The 20,132-nt window shown below is 66.8% G+C and carries 18 protein-coding genes; 7 read left to right on the top strand and 11 right to left on the bottom strand.

The features are described 5' to 3' along the window. Positions 1-93: 93 nt before the first annotated feature. The 9 genes from hglS to AC10QF_RS19010 all read right to left on the bottom strand — a co-directional run bounded on the left by hglS (position 94) and on the right by AC10QF_RS19010 (position 11,114). Positions 94-1,455: a 2-oxoadipate dioxygenase/decarboxylase HglS gene (gene hglS / locus AC10QF_RS19050; RefSeq protein WP_494542691.1), complete on the bottom strand. Its 1,362-nt coding sequence runs from the start codon at positions 1,453-1,455 to the stop codon at positions 94-96. A gap of 160 nt (positions 1,456-1,615) precedes the next feature. After that, positions 1,616-2,104, bottom strand: a complete 489-nt coding sequence (locus AC10QF_RS19045) for a hypothetical protein (protein WP_065197237.1) — start codon at positions 2,102-2,104, stop codon at positions 1,616-1,618. Between the two features lie 31 nt (positions 2,105-2,135). Continuing rightward, complete coding sequence (locus AC10QF_RS19040) at positions 2,136-2,885, bottom strand: HAD family hydrolase (RefSeq protein ID WP_494542690.1); 750 nt, start codon at positions 2,883-2,885, stop codon at positions 2,136-2,138. An 84-nt stretch (positions 2,886-2,969) separates the two neighbouring features. After that, positions 2,970-3,386: an EF-hand domain-containing protein gene (locus tag AC10QF_RS19035; RefSeq protein WP_019662197.1), complete on the bottom strand. Its 417-nt coding sequence runs from the start codon at positions 3,384-3,386 to the stop codon at positions 2,970-2,972. Between the two features lie 232 nt (positions 3,387-3,618). After that, complete coding sequence (locus AC10QF_RS19030; protein WP_065186625.1) at positions 3,619-3,990, bottom strand: hypothetical protein; 372 nt, start codon at positions 3,988-3,990, stop codon at positions 3,619-3,621. Positions 3,991-4,370: 380 nt separating this feature from the next. Beyond that, the gene (locus AC10QF_RS19025) at positions 4,371-5,084 is read right to left on the bottom strand and encodes a M15 family metallopeptidase (RefSeq protein ID WP_216655045.1); all 714 of its coding nucleotides are present in this window, start codon (positions 5,082-5,084) and stop codon (positions 4,371-4,373) included. Beyond that, complete coding sequence (locus AC10QF_RS19020; protein WP_494542689.1) at positions 5,017-6,603, bottom strand: serine hydrolase domain-containing protein; 1,587 nt, start codon at positions 6,601-6,603, stop codon at positions 5,017-5,019. Before AC10QF_RS19020 ends, AC10QF_RS19025 begins: the two co-directional genes overlap by 68 nt. Then, complete coding sequence (locus tag AC10QF_RS19015) at positions 6,591-9,590, bottom strand: TonB-dependent receptor (protein WP_494542688.1); 3,000 nt, start codon at positions 9,588-9,590, stop codon at positions 6,591-6,593. Before AC10QF_RS19015 ends, AC10QF_RS19020 begins: the two co-directional genes overlap by 13 nt. A gap of 51 nt (positions 9,591-9,641) precedes the next feature. Continuing rightward, positions 9,642-11,114, bottom strand: a complete 1,473-nt coding sequence (locus AC10QF_RS19010) for a transglutaminase-like domain-containing protein (protein WP_494542687.1) — start codon at positions 11,112-11,114, stop codon at positions 9,642-9,644. Between the two features lie 132 nt (positions 11,115-11,246). Here AC10QF_RS19010 and AC10QF_RS19005 point away from each other — a divergent pair, with 132 nt between their 5' ends. From AC10QF_RS19005 to AC10QF_RS18980, 6 genes are all read left to right on the top strand, one after another. Further along, the gene (locus AC10QF_RS19005) at positions 11,247-12,686 is read left to right on the top strand and encodes a C40 family peptidase (protein ID WP_494542686.1); all 1,440 of its coding nucleotides are present in this window, start codon (positions 11,247-11,249) and stop codon (positions 12,684-12,686) included. Next, positions 12,683-13,777: a dipeptide epimerase gene (locus AC10QF_RS19000; protein WP_494542685.1), complete on the top strand. Its 1,095-nt coding sequence runs from the start codon at positions 12,683-12,685 to the stop codon at positions 13,775-13,777. The genes AC10QF_RS19005 and AC10QF_RS19000 overlap by 4 nt, the downstream gene beginning before the upstream one ends. Before the next feature lie 358 nt (positions 13,778-14,135). After that, positions 14,136-14,984: a MurR/RpiR family transcriptional regulator gene (locus tag AC10QF_RS18995; protein ID WP_494542684.1), complete on the top strand. Its 849-nt coding sequence runs from the start codon at positions 14,136-14,138 to the stop codon at positions 14,982-14,984. Positions 14,985-14,999: 15 nt separating this feature from the next. Further along, positions 15,000-15,761: a L,D-transpeptidase family protein gene (locus AC10QF_RS18990; RefSeq protein WP_478483843.1), complete on the top strand. Its 762-nt coding sequence runs from the start codon at positions 15,000-15,002 to the stop codon at positions 15,759-15,761. Then, on the top strand, positions 15,758-17,059 hold the full coding sequence (locus tag AC10QF_RS18985; protein WP_099495491.1) for an APC family permease: 1,302 nt from the start codon (positions 15,758-15,760) through the stop codon (positions 17,057-17,059). The genes AC10QF_RS18990 and AC10QF_RS18985 overlap by 4 nt, the downstream gene beginning before the upstream one ends. A gap of 110 nt (positions 17,060-17,169) precedes the next feature. Beyond that, positions 17,170-17,493: a hypothetical protein gene (locus AC10QF_RS18980; RefSeq protein ID WP_049411344.1), complete on the top strand. Its 324-nt coding sequence runs from the start codon at positions 17,170-17,172 to the stop codon at positions 17,491-17,493. 107 nt (positions 17,494-17,600) lie between these two features. Here the strand turns inward: AC10QF_RS18980 and yiaA are convergent, their stop codons facing one another. Continuing rightward, entirely contained in the window at positions 17,601-18,053 is a 453-nt protein-coding gene (gene yiaA, locus AC10QF_RS18975; RefSeq protein WP_346601763.1) for an inner membrane protein YiaA, read from the bottom strand. Between the two features lie 169 nt (positions 18,054-18,222). Here yiaA and AC10QF_RS18970 point away from each other — a divergent pair, with 169 nt between their 5' ends. Continuing rightward, entirely contained in the window at positions 18,223-19,389 is a 1,167-nt protein-coding gene (locus tag AC10QF_RS18970) for a PQQ-dependent sugar dehydrogenase (RefSeq protein WP_494542683.1), read from the top strand. A 64-nt stretch (positions 19,390-19,453) separates the two neighbouring features. Here AC10QF_RS18970 and AC10QF_RS18965 read toward each other — a convergent pair whose 3' ends face one another. Then, the gene (locus AC10QF_RS18965; protein WP_494542682.1) at positions 19,454-20,008 is read right to left on the bottom strand and encodes a hypothetical protein; all 555 of its coding nucleotides are present in this window, start codon (positions 20,006-20,008) and stop codon (positions 19,454-19,456) included. Positions 20,009-20,132: the final 124 nt, after the last annotated feature.

Genomic DNA, 20,132 nt, shown 5'->3' with positions numbered 1-20,132 from the left:
CCCCAACAGCCGGCCAGCGGCCGGCTCTACAAAGGGGCCGCTCCGCAGAATCCCTGTAGAGCCGAGCCCACGCTCGGCTCCACGGCAAGCGGTTTACCCGCGCAACGCCGCCAGCGATTCGGCCTGCAGCCGCTCGTAGATCTCGAACTCGTCGTTCACCGCCACGCCCAAGGCCTGCTCGAAGGCTTCGCGGTTGGCATGCGCGGCATAGGCGCGCTGTTCTTCGCCGCCCAGGTTCGACTGGAAGATGCCCGCGGCACTGACCGGCAGGAAATCCTCGTAGACGATCGGGTCAGCCGTGGCCAGGCCGGCGGCCACCAGCACTTCAGCGGGCAGATCGGCCACGCGCTCCGGCGCGGCGCGGCCAGCGTCGGTCAGCTGGTAGCGGTAATACCCCAGGCCTTCCTGGCGCAGGGTGTCATGGTCATCCGGGAAGCTGGCGAACACCGCCTGCAGGCGCTGGCCGTAGTCGCCGCCGGTGCTGCCTTCACCACCGGCGTCGCGGGCCTGCGACAACAGCTGGTCGTACAGCGCGCGGCCCTTCGGGGTCAGCGCCAGGCCGCGTTGTTCGATCTCGCCGAAGCGCGCGGTATGGGTGCCGGCATCACCACCTTCGGCATCCGGGAAATGCACGGCTTCTTCCAGCGCCTTGAAGCTGGTCTGGCGCAGCAGGATCGGGCAGGCACGGCGCGGCGGGCCTTCGATCACGGCCTTGGCCGCCATGCCATGCTCGATCATTGCCGCCTGTGCAGCGTCGATGTCCAGCGTGCGCGGGGTCAGGTGGTTGATGTGCGGGCCGCGGAAACTGACCACGTCAGCCACCAGCCGGTGCGCGTTGTGCAGCGCGCGGTAGGTCGGCAGGTCGACCGTGGCGTCACCATGCCAGCGGAAGGTTTCCAGTGCTTCATCGACGAAGCGCTCGGCATCGGCCTGCGACAGGCCACCGTCCCGCTCGGCCTGGTCGATCAGTGCCAGCGCGCCGTCGGTGAAGATGCGGCGGCGTGCCAGGATCTTCGCCGACTCGGCACGCAGCGCTTCGTCTTCGATCAGCTCCAGGCGCAGCAGCGAGGTGAACACGCGGAACGGATTCTGCGCCAGCGACGCGCCGGTCAGCGGGCGGAACGCGGTGGAGTGCACCGGCACGCCGGCCACCGACAGGTCGTAGTAGCCGACCGGGTACATGCCCATCACCGCGAACAGGCGGCGCAGCGTGGCCAGCTCCTGCACGGTACCGACGCGGATCGCGCCATGACGCTCTTCATCCAGGCGCGCACGCTCGTCGTTGCGCTGCAGCTGCGCGGCCAGCGCCGGGTCCTGGGCAAGCACCTGCGCGTTGATCCGCTCCACCAGTTCCACCAGCGTGCCGTACAGCGGCACTTCGGTGCGGTACATGCGGGACATGGCCTGCGCGAACAGGCGGCGGATCACATCAGGCGAAACGAAAGAGGCGCTCATCAGTCACTCGATTACGGGAACGGGGAACAGCTCGGACCCGTATTGTCGCCGGAGCGCCCGGCGGCGGCGATACGCAGAGCAACATGACCGGGTAGTGCCGGCCGCTGGCCGGCAACCCCGGATGCCTGGAAAGGATGCAATTGCCGGCCAGCGGCCGGCACTACCGCTTCAACTGGCGCTTCAGCGTGGCATCCAGGGTGATCGGCCGGTCCCAGTGCTGGTAGCTGGCCACGATGGCATGGCGCACAGCCCGGTAGTGCAGATTGTCCGGCTTGGTGGGCATGCGCTTGACCACCGCCTCCCAGCCGCCCTCCGGGTCCTGGCTGAAGGCACGCACGCTGTCGCGGCAGGTCTGGCCACTGGCCTTGGCCCAGAAGCAGGCGAAATAGATGTCTCCGGCCTGCCAGCCGTGGGTGGTGAACAGCGCGCTGATGTAGCCGCGCGGCACGTCGGCATAGCGCGATACTTCGTCGAGGAAGGCGTCGGGGTAGCGTTCGGCGTAATGGTTGATGTCCTGCAGCTGGGCATCGACCCAGCTGTCGCCGGTGTCCACGTCGTAGGCGCTTGAGCGCTCGGCGGTCTGCTGGGCCAGCACGGTGGCCGGCGCCAGCAACAGGAACAACATCAGCGCGCGCAGTCGGTGGTTCATGCCCCGATTCTGCCGCAGCCGACGGGCCCTGTCAGGCCGCAGCGGCCTTTGCCTCGATCGCCGCCAGTGCGGCCGGCCAGTCGTGGGCGGTATCGGCGGTGACCATGCGCGGCTCGTCGTCGGCCACGCCATGCTGGGTCTCGTGCGCCCAGGTCACTGCGTATGGGGTATGCACGCCCCAGCCACCCAGCGTCACCACCGGCTCGATGTCCGAGCGCAGCGAGTTGCCGACCATCACGAAGCGCTCCATCGGCAGGTCGAATTCGGCCAGCACGCGGGCGTAGGTCTCCGGGTCCTTCTCGGAAACGATCTCGATGCGCGGGAACAGCTCGGCCAGGTTGGCGACCTTGATCTTGGCTTCCTGGTGGAACAGGTCGCCCTTGGTGATCAGCACCACCGGGTAGTGCTCGGCGATGGCCGCCACCGCTTCGCGCACACCGTCGATCAGCTCGACCGGGTGGCGCAGGGTGTCGTGGCCAATCTCCAGGATGCGCTGGATGTCCTTGGCCTCGATGCGCTGGCCGGTGATGTCGATGGCCGCTTCGATCATCGACAGGGTCATGCTCTTGACGCCGTAGCCGAAGGTGCCCAGGTGGCGCTGCTGCACTTCCAGCAGGTGGCGCGCGGTCTGGGTGTCATGCACGTCGACGTAGCGCGACAGCAGGTCAAGATAATCCTGCTCGGCCTTGCGGTAGTAGTCCTCGCTCTTCCACAGCGTATCGTCACCGTCAAAACCGACCAGGCCGATGGCGCTCGACGGCGCAGGCGTGGAGGTGTTCATCGCGCAAGGATACAGGGGCCGTGGTGACGAAAAAAACCCGGGCGGCCGAAGCCGCCCGGGTTCCCATACGCCCCGATACGGGTCTTACCTGCCCTGCGCACCCTGCGCTGCGCCGCCGGCGCCGGCCTGCTGGGCGGCCACATAGGCCTTGTACTCATCGGCGCTCAGCTCACCGTCCTTGTTGGTATCGGCCTGGTCGAACACCTGGGCCAGGCCGGCGTTCACCTGCGCCTCGGTCTTGCTGATGGTGCCGTTGCCATCGGTATCGATGCTGGCCCAGGTCTGGCCACCGCCGTTGGCCTGGGCCGAGGCCGCTGCGGCCGCATTGGTTGCCTGGTCAGCCGCCTGGCCCGCCTGTGCCGCTGCCTGCTGCGCCTGGGCGGCCTCGTTCTGTGCCTGCGCGGCCTGCTGCTTGGCCGACTGGGCCATCGCCGGGATGGCCAGCACGCTGCCGGCGGCGACGATCAGGGCGATCAGGGGCTTGCGGTTGCGAATAGTCATCAGGGGTGTCTCCTGCCAATTGGGTGGTGTTGCGCGGCGTGTTGATTCCGCACGGCACCTACCCTGCCACCGCGTTTCTGAATCGATTTTGCGTCGCGACCGGCCCGCACACATGCGATTAACCACTCGCCTCCACGCATGCTTTAGCGCGGTGGTTAGGGTGAAGTGAGTGGCTCATAAGATGCGCATTCAGCGCCTCTGCATTTAACCGGCAGGCAACGAAAAACCTGCGTCAGTCGACGGTTTTTTCCGATGACCGCGAACTGAACAACACCCATGCAAGAGCAACACCGGCGAGCGCACCGGCGATTTCCAGCACCACACGGCTGCCAAGTTCGTTCGGATCGTGGATGGTGGCCAGGAAGATGCGCGCGTACAGCGGCGATTCCAGCCGCACGATGCCCATGTAGAACAGCTTCCACGCATCGATGCCGGCGGCGATGATCACGGCGATGACGCAGGACCAGCCGATCGCGTGCCCCATCGACCACCGCAGCAGGCGGCACAGCTGCGACCACAGGAAGTACACCAGCAGCCCAACCAGCATGGCGATGGCGCCGGCTTCCAGGGTACCGAGCAGGCCGAAGTGCAGGGGAAGGTTCATCGGGTTGGCAGGGATGAAGAGGCGGCCAGTGTAAGGGATCTGCTTCGGACCCAATCCGGCAGCCACGGTAGATCCACGCCGTGCGTGGATGAGTCTCCATCGAGATCGAATAATTCGACGATTGAACAAGGAGCAGCCGAGCATGGGCTCGGCCCTACAACGGACCGCGCGGGAAACTGTCAGAGGCTGGGCGGTGCCGGAGTGCGGGGTGTCAGCCGCATGGATGCGGCTGCCAAGCCTCCATGGACGGATTTACGGCGTCCCCGCACTCCGGCACCGCCCAGCCAACCCACGGAACGCACGCTGTTGCTGTTGCGTCTGATGTTGCCGGCCAGCGGCCGGCACTACTGCGGGTGCAGGGCGCAGCCCTGCCGATACCCCTACCGTACCGGGACGTCGTACGCGGAGCCGGGATCCGGTTCCGGCTGGAACGTGTAGTGCCACCACTCCTGCGGATAGTTCACGAAACCACGCCGTGCCATTGCCTGCACCAGTTGCCGCCGGTTCGCCTGCTGCGTCTCACTCAGCCCGCTCGTCTGCGTATGCGCACGTGGCCCGAAGAAGTCGAAGTCAGTGCCCATGTCCAACGGCGCACATGCACCGCTTCGGCAATCCAGCAGGCCCAGATCCACCGTGGCACCGCGGCTGTGGCCGGAGCGTTCGGCGATGTAGCCATCGGCCAGCAGGCGCGGCTTGTCCAGGTCCGGATACTGCTGTGCCTTGCGCGAGAGCTCGCGCGGATCGTTCACCCAGGCCATGAAGGCCTGCACCGAACGCACCGGCCGGTAGCAGTCGTAGAGGCGCAGGCCGAAGCCATCGGCGCGCAGGTCCTGTTCCACCTCGGCCAGCGCCTTCGCCACCGGCGCCAGCAGGTAGCACGAAGGCGCCTCGTAGCCGGGCACGCGCGCGCCGGTGAAGTTGTTGGCGCCCGCATAGCGGATGTCCAGGTCGATGCGCGGCGACAACGTACGGATCTCCACCAGCCCGGCGCTGGCCGCGTCGGTGGCCGGTGAAACGCGCGGTGGCTCAGCGGCGCTGGTGGTCGCTGCCAGGGCAATCGCCAGTACGAGTGAAATGCAGGTCCTGGAAGTCATAGCTGAAGTCGATGTCCGGATCGATGGCGCGCAGGTCCAGTGTCGGTGCCAGGCCTTCACCCGGCTGCAGCCACGCCTGCGCGTCTTCGCCCAGCGTATCCCAGCGCAGCAGCCAGCGCCCCTGCAGCTGCAGCACAGCCCCTTCCAGCCGGGGCGACTTGTCCACGCTGAAGCGCAGGCCGTCCTTGCCCGGGCACAGCGAGGCCGGCCCCAGCCACGGATCGGTGTAGCGGCCCTGCCAGCGCGGCAGATCGGCGTCCGATGTCGGCCGTGCCTCCGACGTCGCCGGCCGCTGATGGCCGCTTGCCGCGCGCGTAGCCTGGTCTGCCTTCAGTTCGGCCAGGTACGCCAGTGCCGGACGCGCCTCATCGGGGGCGGTGAAGCGCTTCAGCGCGGCCTGCATCAATGCGGTGCGCGCATCCTCGCCTTCACCGTTGATCAGCATCACCACGCCCACCTTGCGGTCAGGCAGCAGCGCCAGCGACGAGTACATGCCCGACAGGGTGCCGGTGTGCGCCACCTTCCACTGCCCGTCCATGTCCGACACCCGCCAGCCATACCCATAACCGTAGAAATGCGCGTTGTCCCAACGCCGCTGGCGTTCACCCAGCGGCATCGGCATGTGCAGGGTCCACAGCGTACGGCGCTGCTCAGCATCCAACCAGCCAGGTGCCAGGGCGGGATCGAGCAGCACCTGCATCCAGCGCGTCATGTCGCGCAGCGAACAACGGATGCCGCCGGCGGCCATCGACGGCAGGTCCGGGCTGATCGCACCATCGGCGTTCACCACCGTATTGTGGTCGCCACGCCAGGCATGTGGCTGCGCCACGTTGCCGACCCGCTTCACCGACCACGTCCCCACTTGGCAGCGGGTCATGCCCAGCGGCTCGAACACCTGCTCGCGCATCAACTGGTCATACGGTTTGCCACCCGTCGCAGCGGCCAGTTCGCCGGCCACCACGTACATCAGGTTGTCGTAGGCGTAGCGGCTGCGGAAACTGCTGACCGGCTTCAGGTGCGCCAGCCCCGCGATGATGTCGGCACGGGTGAACGCGTTCGGCTCCGGCCACAGCATCAGGTCACCGGCGCCCAGGCCGAGACCGCTGTTGTGGATCAGCAGGTCGCGCACCTGCATCTGCTCGCCCACCCACGCATCGTGCATGCGGAAGCCCGGTAGATGCCGCCGCACCGGATCCTCCCAGCGCAGCTTGCCCTGCTGCACCAGCCGCGCCAGTAGCGCGGCGGTCATCGCCTTGCTGTTGGAGGCGATCTTGAACAGCGTGTCCTGGTCGATGCGGCCGCCGTCGCCGCGCGCGCCCTCGGCATGCTGGTACACCACACGCCCCTGCTCGACCACCGCCATGGCCAGCCCGGGCAGGTGCTCGTGCTGGACCACGGCGGCGACGTCGGCATCGATCGAGGCGGTCGCGCTGGTCTGCGCCGCCGCAACCGGAAACACCGCCAACACGGCCACGCAGATGCAGCGTCGAGCGTGCTGGGCGGGTCTCAGTAGGCCCATGTGACGGTCAGCTGCGCATAACGCGGCGACTGGAACCCGGTACCGTAGCGGTACAGCGGATTCGGCGTACCGATGCTGTCCTGCGGTTCGTAGTCCTGATCCACGGTCACCACGCGCTGCTGGTTGAGCACGTTGTACACCGCCAGCTTGAGACGCAGGTCGGTGGGGATCGGCACCTTGTACGACACGCTCACGTCCAGGTCGTAGGTCCACGGCGTGCGGCCATCGCCACCGCGCGGGGAATGCACGAACACGCGTTCGGAGGGCACCGTGGCCTGGCAGTTGGACACGCACACGTAGTAGCTGTGGAAATCGGTGGCGTCGAATGGATTACCGGCGCCGAAGCGCGTGATCGGGCTGCCCGACTGCACGCCCAGCGTAGCGGCTACGCTCAGGTTCTCGGTCAATGCATAGCTGCCACGGAACTTGAACTGGTGTCGGCGGTCGTTGGCCAGATAGCCGTAGCCGCGGTAGTTCACCCACGGATTGTCGAAGTTCTCGGTACGCCCGGCATCGGCGAAGTCGGTATCGGAGTTGACCGGGCCTTCTGCATTGCCGCGGCCGTATGCGAGGGTGTAGGACGCGTTGAAGCCCCACTTGCCGTCCCAGGCCCGGTCGACTTGCAGCTCCAGTGCCTTGTAGTCACGCTTGGGCTTCACCCAGCCGCGCTGGCCGACGTAGTTGCCATTGTCGTCGTACAGCGCCCAGCCTTCCTTCGACGTATCGATGCTGATCCAGCCATCGTTGCTGCCGTCACAGTTGGTGTCACCCCATACGGTGTTGGTGCGGCCCGGATTGCCCATGATCCACACCCCGTCGATGGCACCACATTGCCCGGTCGCGGTGATGTTCATGTCATCGATGGCGTTGTGCAGCCGGCGATAGGTCACGCTGGCACCGACCGACCAGGCTTCGTTGATCATCTGCTGGAAGCCGAGGATCGCCTCGTCCTGGTACACCGGGTCCATGTCCCGGTTCACTTCGGCACGCAGGTCCGGCACGCTGCCGTCGCCCTGCGAGTTGTCCACCGGGCCGATCTGCGCGCCCAGGTTCGGGATGTTGTTGGCTGCGCCGCTGTAGCCGAGGAACTCATACCAGGTCCGCTCGTCGAGGAAGCCACCGGCCTGCTTGATGTTGATGACGTTGGCCACCGGCAGGAAGTAGCGGCCCAGGTTGCCGAAGACCTTGGTCGTGCCATCGCCGCGCACGTCCCAGGAGAAGCCCAGGCGCGGGGCCAGCATGTCGTCGATCTTGATGTAGCTGCTGCCATCGCCACCCTTGTTGTTAAAGGCTTCCAGGCGCAGACCCATGTTCAGCAGGAGGTTCGGCGTCACTTGCCAGTTGTCTTCCAGGTAGTAGGCCGAGTTGATCGTCTCGAATGCACCCTCCACTTCATAGCGACGGGTGCGCGCCACCAGGCCGCTGGCCGGCACGACACCGCCGTTGAGCGAGCTGCCGGGCGTGCGGGCGTAGACGTCGTAGCGCAGGCCGCCCGGCCCGGGATAGGCGCGACTGTAGTCGGACGTGTTCTCCTCCCGATCCAGGCCGAAGCGAAGCAGGTGGTTGCCCAGCGTCCATTCGAAATCGGCGCGCGCGGCCTTGCGGGTGTCCAATGCGGATTCGAGCTGCGAACTGCTGGTGCAGCTGCGGTCACCCTGCAGCGAGGGCGGCACGCCCTGGCTGGCGGTTCGGTTGTCGAACACGCGGTTGCAGTTCTGGTCCATCAACGAGCTCTGCACACGGTTGCGCTTGTTCTCGCCATACATCAGTTTCATGGTCAGGTCGTTGTTCACCTGCCAGCTGTAGGTGCCGGACCAGTTCTTGCCGCCCACCGTGTTGTAGATCTGGTTGCTGCGCTCGCCCACGGTCTGCCCAGTGGCGTAGTCGTAGGCGTAGACATCGGTGAGCGTCTTGCTCTTGTCCGAGAAACCGAACAGCGACAGCATCTGGTTGTCGGTGATCTGCCAGTCGATCTTGCCGCCCCAGAACGGATCATCAGCCTTGCCCTGGCTCAGGCGCGTACCGGCGTCGTTGGTCGAGGTCGGGCGGTAGTCGCGCGCCTCGTACATTCCGAAGAAGAACAGTCGATCCTGCACCAGCGCACCGGAAGCGAACACATTCAGCGCGCTGCGGCTGTAGTCGTCGCGGCTGGCGGTGATGTAGCGGCTGCCGTTGCCGTCGTATCGGTCGCGGGCCTGCGACTGCCACGCGCGCGGCTCGAACACCAGCTCGGCACCGGCCTTGAAATCATTGCTGCCCGAGCGGGTCACCGCGTTGATGACACCGCCGGTGCTGCGCCCGAACTCCACCGAGTAGCCGCCGGTCTTGACCTGGAATTCCTGATAGAACGAGAACGGTACCGACGAGAAGCCGACCCGGTTGTAGAAGTCGGTGACGTTCAGGCCATTGATGTAGACGGTGTTCTCGGCCACCGACGAACCCCCGAAGGAAATGCCTTGGCCACCCAGCGAGCCCTTGCCCTTCACCGCACCCGGCGCCAGCAGCGCCACGGCGGTGATGTCACGGTCCACCGGCAGGCGCGAGAGTTCCTCGCGGGTGATGTTGGTGGCCGACTCGGTGGACTTCACATCCACCATCGACACTACCTGCGGTGCCCGTACTTCAACCGTGCCCAGCGTGCTGACCGCGCCGAGCGGCACGTTCACCGTAGTTGCGCTGCCGAGACTGACCGTTACCTGGCCGACGCGGCTGGCCCCTCCGCCGGGCAGGCTCACCTCCATCTCATAGGTGCCGACCGGCAGCAACGGAATGCGGTAGCTGCCGTTGGCTTCGGCCTGCACGGAGCGCACGAAGCCCGTTGCCGGATTGCGTACGGTCACCGTGGCACCGGCCGGTACCTGGCCGGCATCGCTGACCAGCCGACCGACCACCGAACCATCCTGTGCGAATGCGTTGGGCGCGATCATGCCCAGACACGCCCCAAGGGCGACGCACAACGCCGCCCGCTTGATGCTGTAAGCCTTCATCCCCTGCTCTCTCCTGCAAGAATTGAATGGTGTGGAATGCGATGTGTCGCGCTAGCGTTGCCTGGCTGGCAGTACCCGCCACTGGAAGTCGTAGCTCCATTGGTCGAAGTACAGGTTGCCGCCTGCCCACTCGGCCTCGCCGCGCTGCGAGTCGACCGTTTCCGAGCGGAAGTGCTGCTTGGCCGGCACGAAGGGCTGGCCGAAATCGTCGTTGAATGCGATGCGGTAGCCGTCGAGGCCACCCAGGTAGAAGTCACGGAGGGCCGGCACATCACTGGCCAGTGCGCCGGTGGTCACGTCCATCGGCAGCCAGCCATACGGCGCCAGGTAGACCTGCCCCCAGTCATGCAGGTTGTTGTAGCCGCTGCCGTCGCCGGAGAACACCATGCCCGACTGCCAGCGCGCGGGAATGCCGTTCAGGCGCAGCAGCGCGATCAGCAGCAGGGTCTGCTGCCCGCAGTCGGCATGGCCGGCCCGCAGCGCGTAATCGCTGATGTTGCTGAGCGTGGAATATTCGCGCGCACCGGCCCAGGGAATGCGATCGACTGCAGCAAACAGCCTGCGCACCACTTCATACGGGCGCGTTTCACCCTGCAGCACCTGGTCGGAGAACAGCTTCAGCGCAGGGGTGAAGCGCACATGCGGCAGCTGCTCGGCCAGATAGGGCTTCAACGAGGAATCTTCCGGTGTGGCTTGCACCCTGGCCGGATCGATCGCGGTATGCCGGGCGAAGATCGTGACCGCGTAGCGGATCTCGAAGCGGGTCGGCTGCCCGGCAACCACTTTGGCTTCGAGGTAGGCGGTGCGTTGCTGGGTATGGGCCGGAGCCACGCGCGCCTTGCCCGGGGTGCTGCCCAGCCATTGCACCTGCTCCTGCTGGCCGGGGATCTCGCGCGGGTACGGAATCCACGCGCGGATCGTTTCACCGGCAGGCACCACATCGGCTTTCACCGTGAGCGACTGGGTGAATTCATAGCGCTGCGGCAGAACCGACGCCTGGCCACTCTGTTCGGCCGCAGCAACCACGCCTGCGTGGTGGGCATTGAGCACTTCGTTGGGGCCCGGAGGCGGCACCGGTGCATCCGTGCGGCGGCGCGCGCGTGCTTCGTCGCTGAGCAGGAACAGGTTGGAGGGTGCGCGCTTGAAGTACCAACGCTCGCCATCGATATCGAGATGCTCGATCAGGCCGAGTTGGTCCCAGCGCGCAAATTCCTCGTCGGTCAGATCGGGAATGCCGCGCCGTACGGCGTCCTTGGCGGCGTTTTCGTCGAGGGCGAAATCCAGGCGGATGCGGCGCATGCGCTCGCGCTGGAACGCTTCGTCAGTGGCGGCGGGTGTAGTGGCCAGCAGCGCGTCGGCGTCGCGGAAACGGCCGCTGTCGATCAGGTCGATCACCTGCGCCTGACGCGCCTGCTGCTGGCTGCTGCGCTCGCCTGCTGCGTGCGTGGCCGACATCCACAGCAGCAACACGGCACCCAGGCCGGCGGCGGCAGTCAGACGCGGTTTGCGAACGGCAGGATCCACAGCGACACTTCCCCAGCGCGGGTGGTAACGGCTGTGTAACACGGGCCGGGATGTTGGTCAATAATTTATTCTTGCTTTCGGGGCCAAAAGGAATAAATATTCCAACAGGCATTCGAGGAGGGTGTGCACCGCATGAGCCTGGCTTTCCGCGAACGGCGCCGGCATTGGCCGCGCCGCTTGACCCTGGCCCTGTGCCTGCTGGCCGCCCCGGCCTTTGCACAGGCGGCCCCACCGCCCGACCCGGGTGCGCCGCTGCCCTATGTGATCGGCCTGCACGAGGCCTATCTGACCCCGCAGTACTGGGCCGCGCGCCTGGACAACGCCGACGCGCCGATTCTGGATCGCGCGCAGATCGAAGCACAGAACGCGCGGATGCGGGCGCAGGACAGCCACATCCAGGACATCGCCGCACTGCCCGCCCAGCTTGATGCGGCGGCGGTGCGTGCCAGCATCGCCGCGCTGTCGAGCTGGCCCACCCGCGCTCTCTACAACGACAAGGGCCAGGCGATCGCACCCGCGCTGCGCAGCGCGATCGAAGCCAACCTCGGCCTCGATGCGATTCCCACACAGGTGGCAGCGCAGTATGGGCTGGTGGTGAAGCGTGCCGCGCTGCGCACCTTCCCCACCCGCGTGCGCGTCTTCAGCAGCGTCGGTGACACCGACATCGACCGCTTCCAGGAATCGGCACTGTTCCCCGGTGACAAGGTCGCCGTGGTCCATCGCAGTGCCGACGGCCGCTGGCTGTTCGTGCACAGCGAGCGCTACAGCGCGTGGATCGAAGCCGACGCCATTGCCCGCGGCGACAAGGCCACGGTGCTCGGCTACGGCGCGAAGGGACCGTACCGGATCGTCACCGGTGCCACCGCGCAGACCGCCTATACCCCGGAGGAGCCGCGCGTCTCGCGCCTGCAGCTGGACATGGGCGTGCGCCTGCCGGTGCTGGCCGACTGGCCCGCCGCCGAACCGGTGAACGGCCAGCAGGCCCACGCCTCGTGGGTGGTGCAGTTGCCGGTACGCGAAGCCGATGGTCGATTGAAGCTGGTGCCGGCGCTGCTGCCGCGCTCGCAGGACACCGCCGCCGATTACCTGCCGCTGACCCCGCGCCTGCTGCTGCAGCAGGCCTTCAAGTTCCTGGGCGAGCGCTACGGCTGGGGTCACGACTACGACACCCGCGACTGCAGCGGTTTCGTCTCCGAGATCTACCGCAGCTTCGGCGTGCTGCTGCCACGCAATACCAGCGCGCAGGCGGTCAGTCCGGCGCTGGATCGCCTGCCGTTCACCGGCAAGGACGGCAAGGCGGTGCGCGACCGTGCCGTCACCCGCCTGCAGGTGGGCGACCTGGTCTACATTCCCGGTCATGTGATGATGGCCATCGGCCACGTCGACGGCCGCACCTGGGTGATCCACGATACGGCGGGCGGCAGCTGGTTCGGTGCCGACGGCAGACGTGTGCAGGCCCATCTCAATGGTGTTTCGGTCACGCCGCTGGAGCCGATGATGGCCAGCGACACCGTCCGCTACATCGACCGCATCACCAACATCCAGCGCCTGCGGGCCAAGACTCCTGAATGAAGATCACCGCCATCGAACTGGGCATGCTGCGCGTGCCGTTGAAGACACCGTTCAAGACCGCGCTGCGCACGGTGGAGACCGTGGAAGACTTGGTGGTGCTGATCCGCACCGACACCGGTCACACCGGTTACGGCGAGGCACCGGCTACAGCGGTGATCACCGGCGATACGCACGGCTCGATCATCGAAGCGATCCGCCACTTCATCGCCCCGCGCCTGATCGGCCAGGACATGGTCAACCTCAACCACCTGTGCACGCTGGTGCAGACCGCGATGGAGCGCAACACCAGCGCCAAGGCCGCGGTGGAGATCGCGCTGTACGACCTGTGGGCGCAGCTGCACGGTGCCCCGCTGTACCAGATGCTCGGTGGCGGCGACCCGGTGATCACCACTGACATCACCATCAGCGTGGACTACATCGACAAGATGGTGGCCGATTCGTTGTCGGCGATCGAACGCGGCTTCGAGTCGTTGAAGATCAAGGTCGGCAAGGACATCGGACTGGACATCGAACGGGTCAAGGCCATCCACGCCGCCGTGGAGGGCCGCGCCCTGCTGCGCCTGGACGCCAACCAGGGCTGGACCGCCAAGCAGGCGGTGCATGCGATGCGCACGCTGGAGGAAGCCGGCGTGGTACTGGAGCTGCTGGAGCAGCCGGTGAAGGCCGCCGACATCAGCGGCCTGAAGTACGTCACCGACCGCGTCAACACGCCGGTCATGGCCGACGAGAGCGTGTTCAGCCCGAGCCAGGTGATGGACCTGATCCAGCAGCGCGCGGCCGACATCATCAACATCAAGCTGATGAAGACCGGCGGCCTGTCCAACGCGATCCGCATCGCCGACATCGCCGGCATCTACGGCGTGCCGTGCATGATCGGCTGCATGATCGAATCGAGCATCAGCGTGGCCGCGGCCGTGCACCTGGCCGTGGCCAAGAGCGATGTGATCACCAAGGTCGACCTCGACGGTCCCTCGCTGGGCCAGTTCGATCCGGTCAGCGGCGGCGTGCATTTCAACGAATCGGAGATCAGCATCAGCGACGTGCCGGGGCTGGGTATCACCGAAGTGCGTGGGCTGGAGATGCTGGGGTGATTTCTGCCTTGCGGTTGGCCTGGCGTGCCACTGACGTTGGGTCGGGCGTTACTTTTCTTTTCGCGAAAAGAAAAGTAACCAAAAGAAACGCTCCGCCGACCGCGCGCCGGTGCTACGCACCGGTTCCCTGCGCTCCTCGGCCCGTCGAGGGACGGCGCGGGAACTCGCTACGCTCAGACGCCCGCGCCTCTTCGCCCTCGCCGGACCTGCGGTGCTCGGCTCGCTTGAAGGCGGACTCAACGTCAAAAGCAACAACTGCGCTCCGTAACCTCTTCGAGGCTGGAACCCGCTCGACCCATTCCATGACACGCTCTACGCAGCCAGCCGCAACACGCCCACACATGCCCGGACACCCCGCATGCCGCCCCTGCTGAAGATCCGCACCGAGCGTGGGCAGATGTCGGCCATCGAGCGCCGCATCGCCGACTTCATCCTCGACAACGCCCACCTGCTGCGCGACTACTCGTCGCAGCAGCTGGCCAGCGCGTTGGGCATCAGCCAGTCCAGCGTGGTGAAGTTCAGCCAGAAGCTCGGTTTCAAGGGCTACCCGGACCTGAAGTACTCCATCGGCCAGGACGTGGCCCGCGCCGGTACCGACCCGCAGCAGGCGCCCAGCGAACCCGACGGCGGCGATGACTACCTGCGCCTGGGCGAGGCCCTGCGCCGCAGCAAGGCCCAAGCCGAGGAGGAAACACGCCAGGCCAATCCACGCGAGGAGATCGAGCGCATCGTGCAGCTGCTCGACGGCGCACCCAAGCTGTTCGTCCATGGCCTGGGTGACGACGGCCTGTTCGCCCGCGAGTTCGCCATGCGGCTGTCGCTGCTCGGCCTGCTGGTCGTGCCGCACACCGACCCGATCCTGATGCTGGCCAACCTGTCGGCCGCCCGTCCCGGCGATGCGCTGCTGGTGTTCTCCGAATTCGGCAACCTGCCACAGCTTTCGCAGCTGTCGCGGCAGTTCCAGGACATGGGGGGCAAGGTGATTTCCATTACCCGCCACACTGCCAACCCGCTGCGCGCGCATGCTGATGCGGCACTGGCGGTCTGCGCGCACGACCGCACGCCGCAGGTCGCGCAGCTGCTGTACCGTAGCGCCATGCACGCCCTGCTCGATTTCCTGTTCGTGCTGCTCTGCCACACCAATCCGGACCGCCGGCAGCAGCTGGCGGTGAACCTGGAGCGGATCGACCACCTGCTGGATTCCTGACCGGAGCACCTGTTGATGAAATCGCTGGTTCGCCTTGCTACCGCTGCGCTGCTGCTTGCTGCGACGGTGTCCGTTCACGCGGCGCCGCTGGATGGCGCGCGCCAGCTGATCGTGGTCACCAGCGATGGCTGGGACAGTACCCAGGGGCAGCTGCAGGCCTATGTGCGCGACGGCAAGGGCTGGCACGCGCATGGACAGGCGTTCCCGGTGGCACTGGGCCGTACCGGCAGCGCCTGGGGCCTGGGCCTGCATCCGGCACAGGCCGATGGCCCGCAGAAGCAGGAAGGCGATGGCCGCAGCCCGGCCGGCATATTCGCGCTCGGCACTGCGTTCGGCTATGCGGTCACACGCCCCGGCACCGCGATGCCCTACCAACCGATGCTGGACAGCAGTTACTGCATGGACGTGCCCAGCTCGCCGTTCTATAACCGCATCGTTGATGAAAAGAAGGTCGGCAGCGCAGCGGTCAAGGGCTCCACCGAGCCGATGCGGCTGGATCTGCACAACAAGGGCGACGTGCGCTACCGGGAGGGCTTCGTCATCGCCCACAACCCGGACAACCAGCCTGGCAAGGGCAGCTGCATCTTCGCCCATCTGTGGCGCACGCCCGGCGAGGCCACCGCCGGCTGTACCGCCATGCCACAAGCACGCATGCAGGCGCTGCTGGACTGGCTCCGGCCGCAGGATATGCCGCGCTTCGTGCTGCTGCCGCGCACCGAGTACCAGCGGCTGCAGGTGCAGTGGCAGCTGCCCGCGCTGAGCGGAGGCGCCCGTTGAGCGCGCAGGACGAACCACAGCTGCAGCGCGCGGTCAGCCGCTGGCAGATCGTCGGCCTGTCGATCAACGATGTGATCGGTAGCGGCATCTACCTGCTGCCGGCCGCCACCGTCGCCCTGCTCGGCCCCTTCAGCCTGTGGGGCGTGGTCGCCGCTGGCATCGTCGTCGCGCTGCTGGTGCTGTGCTACGCGCAGGCCGCCAGCTACTTCGATGAACCCGGTGGCAGCTACCTCTACGCACGCGAGGCCTTCGGCCGCTTCGCCGGATTCGAGATCGGCTGGATGATCTGGCTGACCCGCATCAGCTCGGCGGCCGCACTCAGCAACGCGCTGGCCGATGCGGTCGCGCGCTTCTGGCCATGGGCCGGCGTCGGCATGGGCCGCATCGCGGTGATCGTGGTGTCGCTGGGCTTCCTGACCGGCGTCAACATCATCGGCGTGCGCTCGGCCGCGCGCACCGGCGTGGTGCTGGTGATCGGCAAGATGCTGCCGTTGCTGCTGTTCGTGGCCATCGGCGCGTTCTATATCGACCCACAGCTGGCCTTCTCCGGCCAGCGCCCGGACCCGCATGATCTGCAACGGATGGGCGAGGCCGCCTTGCTGCTGCTGTACGCCTACGCCGGCTTCGAGAACATCCCGGCCGCCGCCGGCGAGTACCGCAATCCGCGCCGCGATATTCCGTTCGCGCTGATCACCATGATCATCACCGTCACCGTCATCTATGGCGCGGTGCAGGTGGTGGCGCAGGGTACGCTGGCCGGCCTGGCCAGCTCGGCCACGCCGCTGGCCGATGCCGCCGCCGGTTTCGGCGGCGAGGCGCTGGCGCTGATCCTGACCATCGGCGCGACCATCTCCATCCTCGGTACCAACAGCAACACGATGATGATGGGCCCGCGTTTCCTGTTCGCGCTGGCCCGCGATGGCTACGGGCCGAAGATCCTGGCGCAGGTGCATCCACGCTTCCACACCCCGGCCGCGTCGATCCTGTGCCAGGGCCTGATCGCGCTCGGACTGGCGCTGTCCGGTTCGTTCGTGCAGCTCGCCCTGCTGTCGATGACCACGCGGTTGTTCGCCTACATCGGCACCGCTGCCGCCGTCTTGGTGCTGGCCAAGCGCTACGCGGATCGCCCAGGCGCGTTGAAGCTGCCCGGTGGACCGCTGATTCCGGTGCTGGCGCTGCTGCTGTGCCTGGCCCTGTTCGCCAGTGCCAGCTGGCAGAACATCGCCGCTGCACTGGTGGCGTTTGCGATCGGCGCGGTGATCTACAGGCTGCCGCGCAAGGATGCCAGCGCCGGGTGATCGATGGGGCCGGGCCACGCCGGGGGGATTGACTTGGCGATCACGCTGCCGGACCGGGCGGTTAACCGCCACGCAGGCACGATCGGGCTTCGTCCATAACGGAGCCTTCCATGACCGAGTACCAGATTCCCGGCCGCGTACCGGACGACAGCACGCCGCGCGATGCGGTCAGCAACTACTGGCGCGAACGCTACACCGCCGAACCGTACTACGACGACCAGCTGTTCTTCGAGGACTACGAGCCGGCCTACCGGATCGGCCACGCCGCGCGCGCGCAGGACATGATCCGCGCCTACGAGCAGGTCGAAGCCGAGCTGGAATCGCGCTGGGCCAACGAGCGTGGCCACAGCCGCCTGGAATGGACGCAGGCACGCAATGCGGTGCGTCGTGGCTGGGAAGACGCACAACTGGCGGATCCGCGGCTGGCACGATAGCGCCAGGCTTCTGCAGAGCCGAGCCTACGCTCGGCTCTCGCACCACGTCTGTAACGTCGAGCCACGCTCGACTGAGCCGAGCATGGCCCGGCTCTACACCGGATCGATCACTCCTGTTCCGGCAGCGGCGGAACGATCGCGCTGCGCTTGCTCTCGCCACCACCGGCGGCGATCAGGTCGCGGGTGTTCTTCTGCACAGCCACCGCACCGAACAACGACAGCGCATACGCCATGCCGTAGAAGCCCTTCTCGCTCGGTGCCAGCATGGCGTTCCACAGGCCGACCAGCAGCAGCATCAGTGCCGACAGCAACGCGAACCAGCACAGCGCGTAATACAGGCCGCTGACCGGAATGCCTTCGACGCGGTCGCGCACGCTCTTCTGCAGCGACACCGCCGCGAACAGGCCGAACAGCAGCAGGGTCAGGTAGTAGCCCTTCTCGTTGAGCGCCATCGTGGCATTGAACAGGCCGATCAGGTACGCCGCCGCACCCAGCAGCAGGGCCACCCACGAGGCGGCGATGAAGGCGGTGGAGGGCTTGTGAGGCATGGCAGTATTCATTGCAGGTCCTTGGCAGGCAGACGGGCATGCTTTGCCCGGGCGTGCCCACCCTAGACGATCCCGCCGCTGCCGCACAGGGGGGCGCAGGACCTTCGGGCCACGACGGTAACGGCTGCGGTGGTATACAAGGGGCAGCCCGGCCATCCGCATCCCCGCCCTGGAGATACCCATGACCCGTACGCCCCTGCTGCTCGCCCTCGGCCTCGTGCCGATCCTCGCCACCTCCGCCTGCAACGCCGCCGATCCGGCTTCGGGTACCGCCCAGGCCACAGCGCCTGCAGCCACCGCCACCGACCAGCGGCCGTTCACCGCCACCGAAGTCAGCCGCTTCGACCAGCCCTGGGCGATGACCTTCCTGCCCGACGGCAGCCTGCTGGTCACCGAAAAGCGCGGCACGCTGCAGCACCTGAACCCGGCCAACGGGCAGAAGCACGAAATCACCGGCGTTCCCAAGGTCGCCTATGGTGGCCAGGGTGGCTTCGGCGACATCATCCTGCACCCGGACTTCGCCCGGAATCATGTTGTTTACGTCAGCTACGCCGAGGAAGGCACGCTCGACACCCGCGGTGCCGCGGTGGCCCGGGCCACGCTGGCACTGGATGCCGACGGGGGTGGCCAGCTGAAGAACCTGAAAGTGATCTGGCGGCAGAGCCCCAAGGTCAGCGGTGAGGGCCACTACGGGCATCGCCTCGCGTTCGGCCCGGACGGCAAGCTGTGGATCAGTTCCAGCGAGCGCCAGAAGTTCGATCCGGCCCAGGACATGGGCGGCAACCTCGGCAAGATCATCCGCCTCAACGACGATGGCAGCCTGCCCGCCGACAACCCGTTCGCCTCACAGGGCGGGGTTGCCGCACAGGTGTGGTCGCTGGGCCATCGCAACATCCTGGGCATGGCCTTCGACGCCAACGGCAAGCTGTGGGCGCATGAGATGGGACCCGCCGGTGGCGACGAGTTGAACCTGATCGTGCGTGGCGCCAACTACGGCTACCCGATCGTTTCCAACGGTGACCACTACGACGGCCGTCCGATTCCCGACCACGACACCCGCCCGGAATTCGCCGCCCCGAAGGTGACCTGGACGCCGGTGATCTCGCCGGCCGGCTTCGTGATCTACAGCGGCAGCCTGTTCCCGCAGTGGAAGGGCAGCGGCTTCATCGGCGGCCTGTCGTCCACCTCGCTGGTGCGCGTGGCCTTTGATGGCGACAGCGCGCGCGAAGCCGAACGCTTCAACATGGGCGAGCGCATCCGCGAAGTGGAACAGGGCCCGGATGGCGCCCTGTGGCTGCTGGAAGACGGCAGCAAGGCGCGCCTGCTGAAGCTGACGCCGAAGGCATGAGGTGCCGCCGGCCTCTGGCCGGCACGTTTCTCCGCGACGGCCCCGCGTGCGGGGCCGTCTGCGTTCACTGGATGGTGATGACCTTCACCTCGGTCTGCGTGCAGGCCTTGTCCAGGCACGTTCCGTTCAACCACACCTGTCCATCGCCAATCATCACGCCCTGCTGGTTGACGAAGACCTTGCCGAAGTCCTGCTCGGACACTGCCTTGACCACCGCCGGGGTAATGATCTTCTCGTAGTTCCGCTGGAACTCACCGGGGCCAGTGATCTTCTTTCCGTCGCTGATGTTCAACGGGAAGCGCACTTGCTCGACCACCGCGGCACGATCACCGCCGACCACGGCGGTCTTGAACGCGTTGAAGACCTTCTCGAACTGCGCGGCATCGCCGAGCAGCGATTCGATGCGCGCACGCGCGTCCTCGTCGGGCGCCTCCGCGGCCGGTGCGGCCGGTGCGGCGGCGGCAGGTTCGGCAGCCGGTGCCGCCGGTTCAGCGGCAGGCGTCGCTGCCGCGTTCGCTTCCATCGGCGGCGGCGCATCCGCCGCAGGCTGCGCCGGCGGCTCAGGCTGCGAACAGGCCGCCAGCAGCAGAGCGGGAATCAGGTAGGCCATCCGGCGCATACGCGCACTCCATCGAAACAGGAAGCCCGATGGTAGCGCCGCCGCAGTGACGGCAACAAAAAGGGGACGGAGGGGATCAAGTCGTTAGTGGCACAAACGACTTGATCCCCTCCGTCCCCTTTTT

This window comes from Stenotrophomonas maltophilia complex sp. Om-AH-Sm3 (assembly GCF_059337855.1).
Note: the sequence above shows the minus strand (reverse complement) of the source record. Positions and strands in the feature narration are given on the sequence as shown.

Excerpts from the sequence above, each read along its gene's own strand:
- hglS (WP_494542691.1), bottom strand. The coding sequence starts at position 1,455 with ATGAGCGCCTCTTTCGTTTCGCCTGATGTGATCCGCCGCCTGTTCGCG.
- AC10QF_RS19045 (WP_065197237.1), bottom strand. The coding sequence starts at position 2,104 with ATGAACCACCGACTGCGCGCGCTGATGTTGTTCCTGTTGCTGGCGCCG.
- AC10QF_RS19040 (WP_494542690.1), bottom strand. The coding sequence starts at position 2,885 with ATGAACACCTCCACGCCTGCGCCGTCGAGCGCCATCGGCCTGGTCGGT.
- AC10QF_RS19035 (WP_019662197.1), bottom strand. The coding sequence starts at position 3,386 with ATGACTATTCGCAACCGCAAGCCCCTGATCGCCCTGATCGTCGCCGCC.
- AC10QF_RS19030 (WP_065186625.1), bottom strand. The coding sequence starts at position 3,990 with ATGAACCTTCCCCTGCACTTCGGCCTGCTCGGTACCCTGGAAGCCGGC.
- AC10QF_RS19025 (WP_216655045.1), bottom strand. The coding sequence starts at position 5,084 with ATGACTTCCAGGACCTGCATTTCACTCGTACTGGCGATTGCCCTGGCA.
- AC10QF_RS19020 (WP_494542689.1), bottom strand. The coding sequence starts at position 6,603 with ATGGGCCTACTGAGACCCGCCCAGCACGCTCGACGCTGCATCTGCGTG.
- AC10QF_RS19015 (WP_494542688.1), bottom strand. The coding sequence starts at position 9,590 with ATGAAGGCTTACAGCATCAAGCGGGCGGCGTTGTGCGTCGCCCTTGGG.
- AC10QF_RS19005 (WP_494542686.1), top strand. The coding sequence starts at position 11,247 with ATGAGCCTGGCTTTCCGCGAACGGCGCCGGCATTGGCCGCGCCGCTTG.
- AC10QF_RS19000 (WP_494542685.1), top strand. The coding sequence starts at position 12,683 with ATGAAGATCACCGCCATCGAACTGGGCATGCTGCGCGTGCCGTTGAAG.
- AC10QF_RS18995 (WP_494542684.1), top strand. The coding sequence starts at position 14,136 with ATGCCGCCCCTGCTGAAGATCCGCACCGAGCGTGGGCAGATGTCGGCC.
- AC10QF_RS18990 (WP_478483843.1), top strand. The coding sequence starts at position 15,000 with ATGAAATCGCTGGTTCGCCTTGCTACCGCTGCGCTGCTGCTTGCTGCG.
- AC10QF_RS18980 (WP_049411344.1), top strand. The coding sequence starts at position 17,170 with ATGACCGAGTACCAGATTCCCGGCCGCGTACCGGACGACAGCACGCCG.
- yiaA (WP_346601763.1), bottom strand. The coding sequence starts at position 18,053 with ATGAATACTGCCATGCCTCACAAGCCCTCCACCGCCTTCATCGCCGCC.
- AC10QF_RS18970 (WP_494542683.1), top strand. The coding sequence starts at position 18,223 with ATGACCCGTACGCCCCTGCTGCTCGCCCTCGGCCTCGTGCCGATCCTC.
- AC10QF_RS18965 (WP_494542682.1), bottom strand. The coding sequence starts at position 20,008 with ATGCGCCGGATGGCCTACCTGATTCCCGCTCTGCTGCTGGCGGCCTGT.